This is a genomic window from Methylotuvimicrobium buryatense (assembly GCF_005931095.1).
In the GTDB taxonomy this organism is placed as follows: domain Bacteria; phylum Pseudomonadota; class Gammaproteobacteria; order Methylococcales; family Methylomonadaceae; genus Methylotuvimicrobium; species Methylotuvimicrobium buryatense.
Genome location: NZ_CP035467.1, coordinates 2,169,043 through 2,184,568, shown reverse-complemented (window position 1 = coordinate 2,184,568; position 15,526 = coordinate 2,169,043). Strand labels below are relative to the sequence as shown.

Annotated in this window: 13 protein-coding genes; all 13 read right to left on the bottom strand. The window is 45.4% G+C overall.

Going from position 1 to position 15,526, the window contains the following annotated elements; translation table 11 throughout:
- Positions 1-403 precede the first annotated feature (403 nt).
- Complete coding sequence (locus tag EQU24_RS09820) at positions 404-1,990, bottom strand: hypothetical protein (RefSeq protein ID WP_017839668.1); 1,587 nt, start codon at positions 1,988-1,990, stop codon at positions 404-406.
- 818 nt (positions 1,991-2,808) lie between these two features.
- The gene (gene sbcB, locus EQU24_RS09805; RefSeq protein ID WP_017839669.1) at positions 2,809-4,263 is read right to left on the bottom strand and encodes an exodeoxyribonuclease I; all 1,455 of its coding nucleotides are present in this window, start codon (positions 4,261-4,263) and stop codon (positions 2,809-2,811) included.
- A 17-nt stretch (positions 4,264-4,280) separates the two neighbouring features.
- Positions 4,281-4,676, bottom strand: coding sequence for a CBS domain-containing protein (locus EQU24_RS09800; protein WP_017839670.1), 396 nt, complete (start codon positions 4,674-4,676; stop codon positions 4,281-4,283).
- Between the two features lie 62 nt (positions 4,677-4,738).
- On the bottom strand, positions 4,739-4,918 hold the full coding sequence (locus EQU24_RS09795) for a (Na+)-NQR maturation NqrM (RefSeq protein WP_017839671.1): 180 nt from the start codon (positions 4,916-4,918) through the stop codon (positions 4,739-4,741).
- A gap of 2 nt (positions 4,919-4,920) precedes the next feature.
- Positions 4,921-5,964 carry an FAD:protein FMN transferase gene (locus EQU24_RS09790; RefSeq protein WP_017839672.1) on the bottom strand — a complete coding sequence of 348 codons (1,044 nt, stop codon included), beginning with the start codon at positions 5,962-5,964 and terminating at the stop codon, positions 4,921-4,923.
- Positions 5,965-6,023: 59 nt separating this feature from the next.
- The gene (nqrF, locus tag EQU24_RS09785) at positions 6,024-7,244 is read right to left on the bottom strand and encodes an NADH:ubiquinone reductase (Na(+)-transporting) subunit F (RefSeq protein WP_017839673.1); all 1,221 of its coding nucleotides are present in this window, start codon (positions 7,242-7,244) and stop codon (positions 6,024-6,026) included.
- Positions 7,245-7,256: 12 nt separating this feature from the next.
- The gene (gene nqrE, locus EQU24_RS09780; protein WP_017839674.1) at positions 7,257-7,865 is read right to left on the bottom strand and encodes an NADH:ubiquinone reductase (Na(+)-transporting) subunit E; all 609 of its coding nucleotides are present in this window, start codon (positions 7,863-7,865) and stop codon (positions 7,257-7,259) included.
- The gene (locus tag EQU24_RS09775) at positions 7,865-8,545 is read right to left on the bottom strand and encodes an NADH:ubiquinone reductase (Na(+)-transporting) subunit D (RefSeq protein ID WP_017839675.1); all 681 of its coding nucleotides are present in this window, start codon (positions 8,543-8,545) and stop codon (positions 7,865-7,867) included. Before EQU24_RS09775 ends, nqrE begins: the two co-directional genes overlap by 1 nt.
- Positions 8,546-8,555: 10 nt before the next feature.
- The gene (locus EQU24_RS09770) at positions 8,556-9,392 is read right to left on the bottom strand and encodes a Na(+)-translocating NADH-quinone reductase subunit C (RefSeq protein ID WP_017839676.1); all 837 of its coding nucleotides are present in this window, start codon (positions 9,390-9,392) and stop codon (positions 8,556-8,558) included.
- Positions 9,385-10,587 carry an NADH:ubiquinone reductase (Na(+)-transporting) subunit B gene (locus EQU24_RS09765; RefSeq protein WP_017839677.1) on the bottom strand — a complete coding sequence of 401 codons (1,203 nt, stop codon included), beginning with the start codon at positions 10,585-10,587 and terminating at the stop codon, positions 9,385-9,387. Before EQU24_RS09765 ends, EQU24_RS09770 begins: the two co-directional genes overlap by 8 nt.
- Positions 10,587-11,939: a Na(+)-translocating NADH-quinone reductase subunit A gene (locus tag EQU24_RS09760; protein WP_017839678.1), complete on the bottom strand. Its 1,353-nt coding sequence runs from the start codon at positions 11,937-11,939 to the stop codon at positions 10,587-10,589. Before EQU24_RS09760 ends, EQU24_RS09765 begins: the two co-directional genes overlap by 1 nt.
- 544 nt (positions 11,940-12,483) lie before the next feature.
- Entirely contained in the window at positions 12,484-13,581 is a 1,098-nt protein-coding gene (nadA, locus tag EQU24_RS09755) for a quinolinate synthase NadA (RefSeq protein WP_026130049.1), read from the bottom strand.
- 115 nt (positions 13,582-13,696) lie between these two features.
- Positions 13,697-15,487: an aspartate--tRNA ligase gene (gene aspS, locus EQU24_RS09750; protein ID WP_017839680.1), complete on the bottom strand. Its 1,791-nt coding sequence runs from the start codon at positions 15,485-15,487 to the stop codon at positions 13,697-13,699.
- Positions 15,488-15,526 lie beyond the last annotated feature (39 nt).

Genomic DNA, 15,526 nt, shown 5'->3' with positions numbered 1-15,526 from the left:
TCCCTGAGAGATGCCGGAGTGGTCGGTCGATTTTTGCTCCTCGGTAATTTCTCCTGTATCGCCTAAAGCGCCTAATGTTGATGCCCTAATACACGTCACCCATAATCATCGCAAAGGCTTTACCAGCATGATATTTGCATAGAGCCTACACTGATGTATTCATAGCGTCGTGTGATAGATATCCCGGTGCCGAATTTTGATCTACGATGAGTATTAAACAAAGTCAGTATAAACCTAATCCAATTGCATTAAAAAAACACAATGCTAAAACACTCATCTCGAATGGTTCAAATTACCACGATAGCAAAAGTTTTCAAGCTTAAAATTAAGTCACTTAACTCTACTTCAAAAATAATTAGAACCATCGGAGTTTTTCAGCGCGTTTTAGTTCAACACAGCCTACTCAAATAAAATCATATCCTTTTTTGGTTTCGGTCTTTTGAACATTTAACTCCTCGACTCTTCGACATTCGAATTGCCAATAACCCAATCCGATATTTTTTCTATCTCGGAGAATAATCGGAAACGTTTCATTGTTCATGGTCATACGAATCATATCGCCATCCTTAAGGCTGAACGACTCAAGTATGATAAAGCTTTTTTCGCTTTCTTGGCTCTTAACACCATAAATCAATGCCTTTTGAGACAACTCGTCTGTTTCGTTTTTTGTATATGACTTATAAGAAACAGCAAAAACTTGATTAGCCAGTAATTGGATTTCAAAACCAATCTTTCCGTCAGCTTTGACTGAAGTAATTTTGTTAACAACACCCAACGATCGCTTAGAAACCGATGAATTTTTTTTTCTAAAGCTGATTAAACTTCCAATTGAGACCATGCCAGCCTTTTTGAACTGACACGCCAACGACCTCTCCGAAGCCGACTCCGCCAACATTTCATTCTCACTTAATTTCGTTGCAGGATCTCCGCTGAGCAAATCGTGGCATGCTTCCAATCCGATGCAAAAAAAACGCTCTAATCTATCGCCAAATACCGGCACACCATGAAACTCGATTCCGGTCCATCTTGAAATGAGATAGTCCAGTAATTCAGCTGGCAATAAGCCATCATCGTCTTTCACTAGCATTAATGAACTAAAACGCGCTTGTTCCTTGGATACAAACCTGGATTTGTTTTGAAGTATTTTTATTAGCTTATTAAAACCCAAATATAAAACTGAAGTATCTGAAGGCGGCTTAGATTCCGATATAAAATGCGGGCCTTGATCCTCATCTGTCAAAATAATACATTGATGCGGTTGAGTCTCGAAGGGACTGTGACCAATCACCAAATGGGCACTATGTTGTTCAATGAAATTAAATACCTGCAATACCTCTTTTTGCATAAGACCGGATGGTTCGGCCAAGCAGAGCAACAAAATTTGCCTATAGCAATCGCCCACAGAAAGCCCCTGCCCTGGCGCCAAATGACTCTTGGAAACATTAATCGAATCTTTTTTGATTTTTACGCTTAGGCGATACAGTGAATGAATATCTATCCAAACCCAATCCGGTACTGTTAAATTCATTAGATAATGACTGACAACAATGTTGCTCAGACCTCTGATCGCTCTTTGAATAGATAAAGGAGCGCTCTTACCTTGAAACCAACCTAAGCTTCTTCGAGTAAGTTCTTTTACAACAATCCAATAACCGAGCGTAAACTCTTTTTCTATTGCGATCAATACGTTAAATATTTTGTGCTCGTCAGACTCTTTCGGAAATCCCTCTTGCATTAGTCTGAAACGCAAATACTCCTCTACAGTGGAAACTCGAAAACTTAATATTTCCAGCGCATCGAGGCGAGCTTGTGCGCTCATGGCCAAGCCATTAAACTCTTTCAAAAAATCGTATATTAATCGCGTAGACAATCCGGGATTGGCAACCGGCAACTCATCAAGCCAATGCTGCAATGCCTTTTCTTCGAATATTCTTAATCTCTCAGGAATATCCTTTTGGGCGGGGATCACTAAAAAAAAAGAATTTTTCACCGATCCCTCAGATTTAAGCGTTCAACCAAAAACTGAAACATGTGCTTGACCCAACATCTCGTTTGCAACGAATATAAAGAAAAAACGCTCGATTATTACAAATGTTTTTATATACCTTTTAAGCACATCAAATATCGGCACCGACTTTCACAGAAGCCCCGGGGTGCCGGTGGAGGCTCTATGATCCCTCGCTGGATTGTAGGACTTACAAGAACGTATTCACCCAGCACATGAAGATTATTATACCCTTTGCTAGTCAAATTTCGGCGTCGGGGTGCCCGTCAAAGGACGCCGTGAATACGTCCATGTAAGCTCTAGGACAGCATCCATGCCGCCAAAGCCTTTGCCGAACACCCCGACGCCTCCATACGCTAATGCCGAAATTTGAAGTGCGATAGGTATAATTATAGTCAATATTCTATGGAATTTAGGCGCTAGCTGAATGTGGATTTTGCATGGGGCTAATGATGACGTGCAGAAGAACAGAAAAGGCAGAAAAATTCTTTTCTGCATTCACTCTATTCATGGAACATAACAGTCGAGGAGCAAAAATCCGACAGGAAGCCGTGAATACGTCCATGTAGGCTCGCCGGCGGAATCTGACTGCCATGAATGGCGTGTATTAGGGCACCAACAGTAGGCGCTTTGGCGATGCAGGGCAGATAAATGCTTCTGCATTTTCTGCATTCATTACATCCTTGTAACTCAGCAATTGCCGAGGAGAAAAAATCTCCCCTGCTGCCGACGTCCTCGCTAGGCACACCCTATACTTTCATAAAGCTAAACATTTTTCGAGTATTAAGAGATTATTATTAAAATTATTCTGGATCCATACCGACAATCGACAATAATCTCATTTTATCCAGCGCATATTGTCGTAATGCCGATAAAATCGCCGGATCCGCAGAGCTATCGCCCAGCAAATCTTGCACTTTTGAGAAATATTCATTTATATTCAGACCAATGCAACCGGTGCCGGTCAAACGCTTCACACAATCTTTCATCCAGCGCGCCCACTCCTCCTCGCTTAACGTTTCAGGATAATTCCGGGCTCGATATCGAAAAAACATTTCCGGCAAACGCGGATCGCTGAAGTTTAAACGCAAATTCGTTAAATCATCAGGACGGGTTTGATGAACTTTCTCCATCGCCTTTTTGTCGCTATCGCTAAAAAAACCGCCACTGTAAATCATCAAATCAGGATCGGCATCAGATTCCGGAAAATCCGTGTCAAAGACTTGGGTAATTTTTTCTAATATATTAGAAACGCTACGGATTTTATCAATATGCCGATAGCAACGATCGATATCTAAATTAAGCCTAGCTGCGTCATCGGGCCTTATGACCGCTATCGGCGCCAGAACAGGGCATTTGTTGACATGCACGGTTTTTAGCGGAATTCGCTCGACTCCTTCCGGTAAATCTTTCGTGGCAGTAAAAATTCTTTGCTTGATTTCATCGACCGACAAACTGATCAAGGCATCGGGATCATTAGAAAGATCGTAAACTACGACCCCATTAGTATTGGTCGGATGCCGACAAATCGGCAAAACCACGGCCATACAATGATTTCTAACAGCGTATTTTCCTGAAATGTGAACAACCGGTTTAAAGCTACCTAATTGCAACAAATGGTTTGCGGCAGATTTAACTCGGTTATCAAAAAGAAATTTATAAAGTTTAGGTTGCGCATCACGGACCAGTTTAGCCACAGCTATTGTTGCGTAAACATCCGACAGCGCATCGTGAGCCTTGGCATGTTCAATACCATTGACCTTGGTGAGCTCTTCCAACCGAAAAGTAACTAGTCCCTCCTCGTTTACCGGCCATTCAATACCCCCCGGACGAAGCGCGTAAGCGGCACGTACTACATCGATTAAATCCCAACGCGAATTACCGTTTTGCCACTCCCTCTGATAAGGATCGTAAAGGTTTCGATATAAGGTATTGCGAGTCACCTCATCGTCGAAACGAATATTGTTATACCCTAGGGTGCAAGTATTGGGCTGAGAAATTTCACGAGAAACCGCTTCGATAAATTCAGCCTCGCAAATTCCTTTTGCTTCGGCAGTTTGCGGAGTAATGCCTGTAATTAAACACGCAACGGGATCGGGAAGACAATCAAGTGCGGGCTTGCAGTAAATAACAAGCGGATCGCCTAAAACATTGAAATCATAATCGGTGCGAATTCCGGCAAATTGAACCGGCCTATCGAGTCTTGGGTCTATTCCAAACGTTTCGTAGTCATGCCAATAAAAAGTCCGTCCGGCCACAATGGGTCAACAGCCTTTTAAAGATTGACCAGGGCTTTCAGCACATCGGTCCGACTGACCACACCAACAAGCTCGGAATCTCGAAAAACAGGGAAACTTCTAATCGTAGAGTCTTTAAATTTTGCCGCAATATCGACGATGCTCGCATCCGCATTGACCGAAACGATATCCGTGCTCATAAATTCGGAAACCTTACCGGCCGAACCTTGGTTATAAGCCGATTCCAATACGACTTTCATACTGTCCCTCTCGGAAAACATACCGACTAGCTTGCCTTGCCCGTTTATCACGGGAGCACAAGTAATTTTATGGGAAAGCAATTGTTTTATCGCTTCAACGACATTGACATCTTCCTTGAGTGTGACCATATTTCTTTTGGTCATGTAATCGGCAACAGTAATTTTAGCCAGCATGGATTAACTCCTGATTATGGTTATTATTATCAACGAAAGAAACCATTAGACAAACACAAGCGTTAAACTCGTCCTTCCGCTTCCATTTTTTTTCTTTTATCACATTTTTTAATGCAAACGCAATCGCCTTTATCGGCTCCGCCGCACGAGCCCTTGATAGCATTTCTGCCAAAAAAAACGCCCACTGCCATTATTGCAATAACAATGAGCATAAATGCAAATGTTATTAAAAAATAAGTCATTGTCACTCCTTAAAATAATCGCTAAACGCCGAGGTTGAGATTTCGCTGAACCCCTTCTCGGTTTTGGTAATAAATAAGACAGGAATACGCTGCTGCTCTGCCAATCGTAAACCTTGTTCGGCACCTAAGACCATAAATGCGGTCGCCCATGCGTCTGCTTCCATCGCAGTTTCGCTTAATACCGTCACCGAGGCAAGATTATGATTAATTGACCGCCCCGTTCTAGGATCGATCGTATGTGAAAATCTGACCCCTTCCGCTTCAAAAAAGTTTCGGTAATCTCCGGAGGTCGCCACCGAAATATCGGTAATCGACACGATTTTCTGTATCATTCGTTGTTCTGAGGTAGGTTTTTCTATTGCAATGCGCCAAGCATTACCATCCGGTTTGCGTCCTCTCAACCGAAGCTCACCTCCAATTTCAACCAAATAATCGTTAATACCTTTCTTTTCCAACAGCAAACCGACTTGATCCACTCCATAGCCTTTAGCGATCGCCGATAAATCAAGATATAGATCAGGAAGGTTTTTTTTGATCGATAGGGGTTCGGTTCTCAACTTTAGATGCCGATAACCAATCCGCTGCATCGCTAATAGAATAGATTCGTTCGAAGGCGCCTGAAACGATAATGGATCAGGACCAAAGCCCCATAGATTCACCAAAGGACCGACCGTAATATCAAAAGCACCTTCCGTCAGATCACTAATGCGCCTAGCTTCTGCCAAAACACCGTACAGAGCCTCGGAAACCGGCTGCCATTCGACTGAGTCGCTGTTATTAATCAACGATAATTCTGATTGCGGCCGATAGGTCGACATCTGATCGTTGACGAGTTCCAACAATTCTTTGACGTCAATATTAAGTTGGTCGGCTTTGACTCCATCAGGCAACACCGATGCTTTGATGCTGAAACTAGTTCCCATCGTTTGACCGGTCATCTCGAAAGCGAAAACAGCTTTCTTAGCCCCCTGGTCATCACAGCCCACCAATAAAAAAACGAGGACCAGAAAAAACCCGAATCCTCGTTGATCTTGTTTTACATGCATAGATTTATTTTTTGCAACCTCTCCCGAAATACTCGGGAGAGGTGTTTGCCTTTAAATTATCAACCGCCGAAATCATCCAAGAAGATACTTTCAGGCTCGACTCCGTTTTCCAACAGCATGTTGATAACCGACGAGTTCATGATCGGAGGTCCGCACATGTAGTATTCACAATCTTCCGGTGCCGGATGATTTTTAAGATAGTTCTCATACAACACATTGTGAATAAAGCCGGTATAGCCGTCCCAATCATCGCCTGGGAGAGGATCGGACAACGCGACATGCCATTCGAAGTTTTCGTTCTCGGCCGCCAGCATGTCGAAATCTTCAACATAGAACATTTCGCGTTTGCTTCGCGCACCATACCAGAAAGTGATCTTGCGTTTCGATTTCAAACGGCGTAATTGATCGAAGAGATGCGAACGCATGGGCGCCATACCCGCTCCGCCGCCGATAAATACCATTTCTTTATCGGTTTCCTGCGCGAAAAATTCGCCGTAAGGACCTGAAATAATACATTTATCGCCTGGTTTCAAATTAAAGATATAGGACGACATGATACCTGGCGGAACGTTTTCAGGTGCTCCCGGCGGTGGCGAAGCGATCCTGACATTTAACATTATTTCCTTTTCTTCGGGATAACTCGCCATCGAATAAGCTCTCAAGGCAGGTTCTTTTACCTCGGAGACATAGCGCCATAGATTAAACTTATCCCAATCATCGCGGAAACGTTCTTCAACAATGAAATCTTTGTATTTTACGACATGAGGAGGACATTCAATTTGAATGTAACCGCCTGCGCGGTAATTGATCGCTTCGCCTTCCGGCAATTCTAAAACCAATTCTTTAATAAATGTCGCAACGTTATGGTTCGATTTTACTGTACATTCCCATTTTTTGACGCCGAAAACAGAATCTTCGACTTCAATTTTCATGTTTTGCTTTACCGTTACCTGGCAAGACAGGCGTTCGCCTTCTGCCGCTTCGCGTTTAGTTATATGAGAACGCTCAGTCGGTAAAATTTCGCCGCCCCCTTCAAATATTTTCACACGGCATTGCGCGCATGAACCGCCACCGCCGCACGCCGAAGGAACGAACAACTTGTTGTCCGCTAACGCGGTCAATAACTTAGAGCCAACAGGAACATGAATCAATTTCTCATCGTTAATGAGAACTTCAACGTCTCCCGAAGCCACCAATTTACTCTTTGCGCCGATGATCACGAAGACCAGCGCAATCACGATCACCGTGAAAATAATAATTCCTAATGCAATTTCCAGCATTACGATACCTTTTTAAAGTTGGATTCCAGAAAAAGCCATGAAGCCAAGAGACATCAGACCCGCGGTAAGAAAAGTGATGCCAAGACCTTGCAGGCCACCCGGTATATCACTGTATTTGAGCTTTTCGCGCACGCCGGCCATGACCGTAATAGCCAATGCCCAACCGAAACCGCTACCGACTCCGTAAGTGACGCTTTCGCCCAAACTGTAATCGCGCTCGATCATGAACAAACTGCCGCCAAGAATCGCACAGTTGACCGTAATCAATGGCAAGAAAACACCCAAGGCATTGTATAAAGCCGGAAAGAACTTATCCAAAATCATTTCCAGAATTTGCACCAATGCGGCGATCATACCGATACAGCTCAACAAGGATAGAAAGCTCAAGTCGACGCCGGTAATCCCTAGCCATGACAACGCATCTTCTTTCAACAAGCTGTGATAGATAATATTATTGGCAGGAACGGTGATCGTTTGCACGACCATAACCGCAACACCAAGCCCCATCGCGGTCGAAATCTTTTTCGAAACCGCAAGGAATGTACACATTCCCAGGAAGAAAGATAACGCCAGGTTTTCAATGAAAACCGCTTTAACAAACAGACTGATATAGGCTTCCATTAGTGATGCCCTCCTTCACCATGAGCAATCGGCATGATTTGGAATTCGACATGTTCTCGTTGCTCGGGCTTGATTTGACGAAAAACCCAAATGATCATACCGATGATAAAAAATGCACTGGGTGGCAACAGCATTAAACCATTAGGATCATACCAACCGCCGTCTTTGGTCAATTCGAATATCTCAATGCCGAGCAGTTTGCCGGAACCGAACAACTCGCGGAAAAAAGCGACGATAACCAAAATCAAGCTATAGCCCAATCCATTACCGATTCCGTCCATGAAGCTTTCCAACGGCGGGTTTTTCATTGCATAAGCTTCGGCGCGCCCCATCACGATACAGTTGGTGATGATCAAGCCGACAAATACAGACAATTGCTTGCTGATGTCGTAAGCAACCGCCTTCAGTATTTGGTCGACAACGATAACCAATGACGCGATGATCGTCATTTGCACGATGATCCGAATGCTGCTCGGAATATGATTCCGGATCAAACTGATTGATGCACTTGAACACGCCGTTACCGACGTCAAAGCAATCGCCATGATCAACGACGTCGACATTTGCGACGTAACCGCCAGCGCCGAACAGATGCCGAGTACCTGAAGGGTAATCGGGTTTTCATTAATCAAAGGTTTTATTAGAACCTTTTTAGTTTCATTCGTTAATATTGCACTCATGATTAACCCCCTAGCCTTCTGTTCTGACTTTTTCTAAATAGGTGGCAAAGCCTTCTTTGCTCATCCAATACTTGATCAGATTGGAAACACCAACACTGGTCAGTGTAGCGCCTGCCAAGCCGTCTACCTGGTATTCGGACCCAGGTTTACCGGTATCGACCACGCCTTTGATCAATTTCAATACGGGCTCACCGCTTTCGGAATAGACTTTTTTGCCTTGCCACAACGCACGCCAGTTAGGATTGACTACTTCACCACCCAGCCCCGGTGTTTCGGCTTGATCGTAAAAGTTGATGCTTTGTACCGTTTGTCCATCGGCATCCAACGCCAAGAAACCATATAGCGTCGACCACAGTCCATAACCGCTGATCGGCAGGATGATCGACTGTATTTCTTCACCTTTCTTAACCAGATAAACTTTAGCGATTTTTGCTTTCACTTTAATGCTGGCTATATCTTTATCGGATGGAATAACGATACTTTGTGCGGGATCCTTTGCCGCCTTACGTTGATCATAAGAAGCTACGTCGATACCCTCGACATAATCGCCGGTTTCCAGATCGACCAACTTGGCTTCGATTTGTTGATCGAAAGCAGCATTGATATCGCCCCCTTCTTGTAACAAACCAGCGACATCAAGAATATTCTTCTTCATGTCCAAGGCTTTGTTATTGGCTTGCATTGGTCTCAGCGCAACCGCTGCAATGGAAACCAATATCGCGCAAACAAAACAAACCCATAACGCAATCGCAAGCGTCTTTTCAAGACTGTCATTGCTTTGCGCTAAAATTCTGTCCGCGTAAATTTTGAATTTTTCGTAGTGTTTACAATCTTTTAGATTAGGCATGACGCTTCACCCTTCTTCTAATGTTTGCCTGAATGACAAAATAATCGATGATAGGCGCGAACATGTTCGAGAAGAGAATAGCCAGCATAATTCCTTCGGGAAAGGCCGGATTCACTACCCTGATCAAAACCGTCATAACACCCACTAACATTCCAAAAATCCAGCGACCGGTATCGGTCATCGCTGCACTTACCGGATCGGTAGCCATGTAAACCATACCGAAAGCGAAACCGCCGACGGTCAAATGCCAATACCATGGAAAAGCAAACATCGGGTTGCTGTCGCTGCCGACAAAATTGAATACCGACGACATAATCAGCATACCGAGGAACACTCCACCCACAATTCGGTACGAAGCGATGCGTGTGTAAAGCAAAAACGCACAGCCAATCAAAATAGCCACAGTCGAGGTTTCGCCCAAACAACCGGGAATGAAACCGAAGAAGGTTTGCATCCAGCCGTAACCTGCTTCATGCACGGCATCCAGACCACCTGACGCGGCTAAAGCTAAAGGTGTAGCCGCCGTGTAACCGTCAACCGCAACCCAGACGGAGTCACCGGAAATGGAGGCCGGATACGCGAAATACAGAAATGCACGACCGGTCAAAGCAGGGTTTAAGAAATTTTTACCGGTACCGCCAAAAACTTCCTTACCGATTACGATACCGAACGAAATACCCAGCGCAACTTGCCACAACGGCATATCGGGCGGCATGATCAATGTATAAAGCATTGACGATACCAAGAAGCCTTCGTTGACTTCATGACCGCGCACGGTCGCAAACAAGACTTCCCAAACACCGCCGACAGCCAGGGTCACGATATAAATTGGCAAAAAGTAAAGCGCGCCATGAACCAAGTTAGATAACGGATTGTATGGGCTATATCCAAATATCATCATTGGCAGACTTCGCCAACCGTCCGCCTTATCCAAGCCCATCGCTTCCATCGCGACGTTAGCTTGATAGCCGGTGTTATACCAAGCCATCAGGATACAAAAAAACGTTGCAATAACAACAAACGTCATAGTCCGTTTCAGGTCGTTACCGTCACGAACATGTGTAGCGCCGCGCGTTACCTCGGCGGGTGTATAAAGAAAAGTATCAACCATCTCGTAGAGACCGTAGTACTTCTCTAGCTTACCGCCTTTGGTAAAATGCGGCTCTATGCTGTCTAAAAAGTTTCTAGCCGACATTAGCCTTCCTTCTCGATTTTAGTTAAATTCGCTCTCAGAACCGGACCGAACTCATGTTTACCCGGATCGACAAAGGTAAACAGAGCCATATCTTCCTCGTCCAACTCCAAACAACCTAGCATTTGCGCTTGATCCGTATCGCCGACAACCAAAGACTTTAATAATGGCGTTGGCAAAATATCCATCGGCATCACGGATTCGTAGACGCCAACCGGAACAATGGCCCGATTACTGCCGTTTTTGTTTGTAGTCAGCGGAAACTTACGTCCGCTTTTTCGGTCTTTACTTGACGTATAAACATTCAAGGCCGAATATTTATCCTTGCCCGGAACGATCCAACCGAAGAACTCTCGGTCACGACCTTCTTTCAATACCGAAACTTGATTGCTGTAATAACCCAAATAATCCGACCAGTCGGCCGCTTTGTGACCATAGATGACCGAACCGGAAATCACGCGATTCTCCCCGTCCATCAGCTCTCCAGCTACGAGTTCGCTGAGACATGCACCGACACGGGTTCTTAGCAATCTTGGTTTTTTAGCGGTAGGGCCAGCCAACGAAACCACTCTTTCAACATTCAATTTACCGGTCGTGAACAATGAACCGATTGCCATCACGGATTGATAATCCAAATGCCAGACCGATTTATTGGCGTTGACAGGGTCAATAAAATGAATGTGCGTGCTTGGCAAACCGGCTGGGTGTGGGCCTGTGAATTCTGCAACCGTAACGGAAGACGCGTTTCCGGTCGGCATGTCGGCACCGGGAGCTTTACAGACGTAAACTTTGCCGTCGGTCAACTTAGCAATCACAGCCAGACCGTTGGTAAAGTCGGCAGAGCGTTCCTTGATAATTACCGACGGATCGGCGGCCAATGGATTGGTATCGATTGCGGTCACAAAAATTGAACTAGGTCTGCTATCGATTGCCGGTGCTTTACCGTAAGGACGCGTTCTCAACGCAACCCACAAACCGGAAGCAATGAGGTTTTCCTTAACTTGGTCAGCTGATAAGCCGTCCAATTCGGAATCTTTATATTTTGCAAACGATTCCGCTTCGTTACCTTTCAGTTCTATGACAACCGATTGCAAAACGCGCTTGGCTCCGCGGTTTATCGCCTTGACGATACCGGCACCGGGCGATGTGAAATTGACCCCTGGATTTTTTTTATCGGAAAAAAGCACTTGACCGAGTTTGACTTTGTCACCCTCGGCTACCATCATGGTAGGCTTCATTCCTACATAATCCATCCCAAGAACGGCAACCGACTTAACCTTATTACCGTTTTCTATTATTTGTTCGGGCTCTCCCGTGATCGGAAGATCCAAACCTTTTTTTAAATTAAATTGCATAGTAAATAAGCCTGCTCTCCAGACATATCGCGGCGAACAACCCCCTTATTCGAAACGGCCGAAATAAGAGGCACTTGAAGACGTAAACCGTGGCATTAGACCATAATTTCGTTCCGTTCTCAAGATCGATAAAATGTCCTTTGAGTCAACACACTGTCACCTATTACGCATATTTCGATTTATTGTTATGAGTTGAAAATTTTCGACACCATATTCAAAAACAAAAAAGCCGTTACATACCAAGTAAGTAACGGCTTTTTTGTGTCGATTCGATGCTACATGACAATCACATCATTTAAAGCTTCATGTCACATAAAAACTTTAATACTAATCAGAGTATACCCATCGTAGATCAAAATTCGGCACCGGGGACCCGTCAAAGGAGCCTTGGATACATCATCGCCAAGGATGGTGTGAATGTCGATTTTGCAGGAGCAAAATCGACCTAGCACCCCGGTGCCTCTTTAGGCGCTGCCGAAATTTGAAGCGCGAAAGATCTAAGAAAACCCCCAAATCATTGGATACCTACTTCTTATAAAGAATATCAATGTATCGAAAGCATATTGTCCAATGCTTTTTTTGCTAGCACGGACTCGCGCTCCGGCACCGCTATCCGATTGACGACATGCCCTGCTACTAGATTTTCCAGAACCCAAGCCAAATGCTGCGGATCGGTTCGGAACATCGTCGAACACATGCATACCGTCGGCGACATGAAATGCACATTTTTGCCTTGACCCTTGCATTCGTCGTTCAGTCGATTGACAAGATTCAACTCGGTCGCAACTAGCCAACGCGTTCCGGGTTCAGCTTCTCGTACGATTTTCAAAATCGCTTCGGTCGAGCCAATGTATTCGGATTTTTGGCAGACTTCAAAACTAGCCTCGGGATGCGAAATCACATGGGTTTCGGGGTACTTTTCGAGAAAACGGTCGATATGCTCGGGCTTAAACATTTGGTGTACTGAACAAAAACCGTTCCAAAGAATCATTTTTGCATTTCGGATCTGTTCCTCGGTCAACCCCCCCATAGGCTTATCGAAATCCCAGGTTACCATTTCCTCAAGCGGGATACCCATTCGATAACCGGTATTACGCCCTAAATGCTGATCCGGAAAAAACAACACCTTCTCGCGTCTGGCAAAACTCCATTCAAGAATTTTTTGCGCGTTCGACGATGTACAAACAATACCGCCATGCTCACCGCAAAACGCCTTCAAATCAGCCGCGGAATTGATGTATGTCACCGGCGTCACCATGCTATCCGGGTCTAAAACCGATGACAATTCTTTCCAACATTTATTGACTTTGATGACATTCGCCATATCGGCCATAGAACAACCGGCCGCCAAATCGGGAAGAATTGAAATCTGATCGGGCCGAGACAAAATATCGGCGACTTCGGCCATGAAATGCACACCGCAAAACACGATATACTCGGCTTCAGAGGCTGCCGCATTACGCGACAATTTCAACGAATCCCCACTATAGTCGGCATGTTTAAAAACTTCGTCACGTTGATAATGATGCCCAAGAATGACACAACGCGAACCGAGCTTTTCCTTCGCGGCTGCGATGAGCGTATCGCATTCTTCATCTTCGAGAAGCGCATAATCTTGAATTGCTAAGGCTGTCGCAGACATTTTCATCACTCAAATTTTGTAGGGTACGCACTGCGCACCATTTTTAAACTTCATTCGCTCTATTCATTAAGACTAGCGACGCATACGAACCGACAAACACAATTCGCAAGTAACGTTACTCTTGCTTTTCGTCTTTTCCGGCCGGCTTACGCAGTTTGATACCCAATTCCTTCAATTGTTCCTCGCTGACAAACGCGGGCGCATTGAACAAAGGACAAGCTGCAGATTGCGTTTTCGGGAATGCAATCACATCGCGGATCGAATGCGCTCCGGTCATCAGCATCACTAGGCGATCCAAGCCGAAAGCAATACCGCCATGAGGCGGCGCACCGTATTTCAATGCATCCAACAGGAAACCGAATTTCTCGCGCGCTTCATCGTGGCCTATACCGAGAATCGCAAACACGATTTGTTGCATGTCGGTCCGATTGATCCTAATCGACCCACCGCCTACTTCGGTTCCATTCAGCACTAAATCGTAGGCGCGCGACAAAGCATGGCTAGGATCGGCTTTCAATTCCTCGATAGAGCAACTCGGCGCGGTGAACGGATGATGGATCGCGGTATAGCGTTGAGCCTTTTCGTCCCAAGCAAACATAGGAAAATCGATGACCCATACCGGTTTCCAATCGCCCTCGAGCAAGCCGCGATCCAGACCCAACTTGACCCGTAAAGCGCCCATGGCCTCATTAACGACATCGGCCTTATCGGCACCGAAGAAAATAAGATCGCCGTTTTGCGCGCCGGCTTTAGCCATCACCTTGGCCCAGACTTCATCAGGCGCAAATTTAACAATCGGCGATTGCAGACCTTCGACACCAGCCGCCAAATCATTTACCTTGATATAAGCCAGACCTTTAGCGCCATAGATACCGACAAACTTGGTTAAATCGTCGATTTCCTTTCGACTCAATTCACCGCCCTCGGGCAGACGCATCGCGACGACACGCCCGTGCGGGTCGTTGGCAGGCCCTGAAAACACCTTAAAATCGACTTCTCGCATTTCTTCGGCGATATCGACCAATTCCAGAGGAATACGCAGATCGGGGCGATCGGAACCGAATCGACGCATCGCCTCGCTATAACTCATAACCGGAAACGGATCGGCTAAATCGACATCGATGATATCTTTGAACAAACGGCGAATCATTTGTTCCATAATTGCCATGATTTCTTGTTCGTTCATGAACGAAGTCTCGATATCGAGCTGCGTGAATTCCGGCTGCCGGTCCGCGCGCAAGTCTTCGTCTCGGAAACACCGTACTACCTGGTAATAGCGTTCCATGCCGGCAATCATCAGCAACTGTTTATAGAGTTGCGGCGATTGCGGTAAGGCAAAAAAGGCGTTTTGATGCGTGCGGCTCGGTACGATATAGTCCCTAGCTCCTTCCGGCGTTGCTTTGGTCAAATAAGGCGTTTCGATTTCAAAAAACTCCTTATCGTCGAGGAATTGACGCAAATTGCGCGTCACATCCCGGCGCACCTTCATTTTATGCTGCATCTCGGTACGGCGAAGATCGATATAACGAAAACGCAGACGCATTTCCTCATTGACTTCGATCTCGCTTTCGATTGGAAACGGCGGCGTTTCGGATTCGTTTAAGACTTCAATGCTTTTAGCCAGCACCTCAATCTTACCTGTTGTCATATTTGGATTATGCGTACCCTCAGGACGGTCTCGAACAATACCTTCGATACGTAAAACATATTCGCTACGCACACTCTCTGCTATTGAAAACGACTCCGGCGCATCGGGATCGAATACCACCTGCACTAAGCCGGCACGATCTCTCAGGTCGATAAATATAACGCCGCCATGATCCCGGCGACGATGCACCCAGCCGCACAAAGCAACTGATTGTCCTAAATGTTGTGTATTTAATTCTCCACACTTGTGGCTACGCATAACTCTTCTCGTGTTAATCCAAAAAATTCGCCGATGTTA

Bases quoted from the DNA above. Each gene is read 5' to 3' on its own strand.
- EQU24_RS09800 (WP_017839670.1), bottom strand. From the start codon at position 4,676: ATGCTGGCTAAAATTACTGTTGCCGATTACATGACCAAAAGAAATATG.
- EQU24_RS09795 (WP_017839671.1), bottom strand. From the start codon at position 4,918: ATGACTTATTTTTTAATAACATTTGCATTTATGCTCATTGTTATTGCA.
- EQU24_RS09790 (WP_017839672.1), bottom strand. From the start codon at position 5,964: ATGCATGTAAAACAAGATCAACGAGGATTCGGGTTTTTTCTGGTCCTC.
- nqrF (WP_017839673.1), bottom strand. From the start codon at position 7,244: ATGCTGGAAATTGCATTAGGAATTATTATTTTCACGGTGATCGTGATT.
- nqrE (WP_017839674.1), bottom strand. From the start codon at position 7,865: ATGGAAGCCTATATCAGTCTGTTTGTTAAAGCGGTTTTCATTGAAAAC.
- EQU24_RS09775 (WP_017839675.1), bottom strand. From the start codon at position 8,545: ATGAGTGCAATATTAACGAATGAAACTAAAAAGGTTCTAATAAAACCT.
- EQU24_RS09770 (WP_017839676.1), bottom strand. From the start codon at position 9,392: ATGCCTAATCTAAAAGATTGTAAACACTACGAAAAATTCAAAATTTAC.
- EQU24_RS09765 (WP_017839677.1), bottom strand. From the start codon at position 10,587: ATGTCGGCTAGAAACTTTTTAGACAGCATAGAGCCGCATTTTACCAAA.
- EQU24_RS09760 (WP_017839678.1), bottom strand. From the start codon at position 11,939: ATGCAATTTAATTTAAAAAAAGGTTTGGATCTTCCGATCACGGGAGAG.
- nadA (WP_026130049.1), bottom strand. From the start codon at position 13,581: ATGTCTGCGACAGCCTTAGCAATTCAAGATTATGCGCTTCTCGAAGAT.
- aspS (WP_017839680.1), bottom strand. From the start codon at position 15,487: ATGCGTAGCCACAAGTGTGGAGAATTAAATACACAACATTTAGGACAA.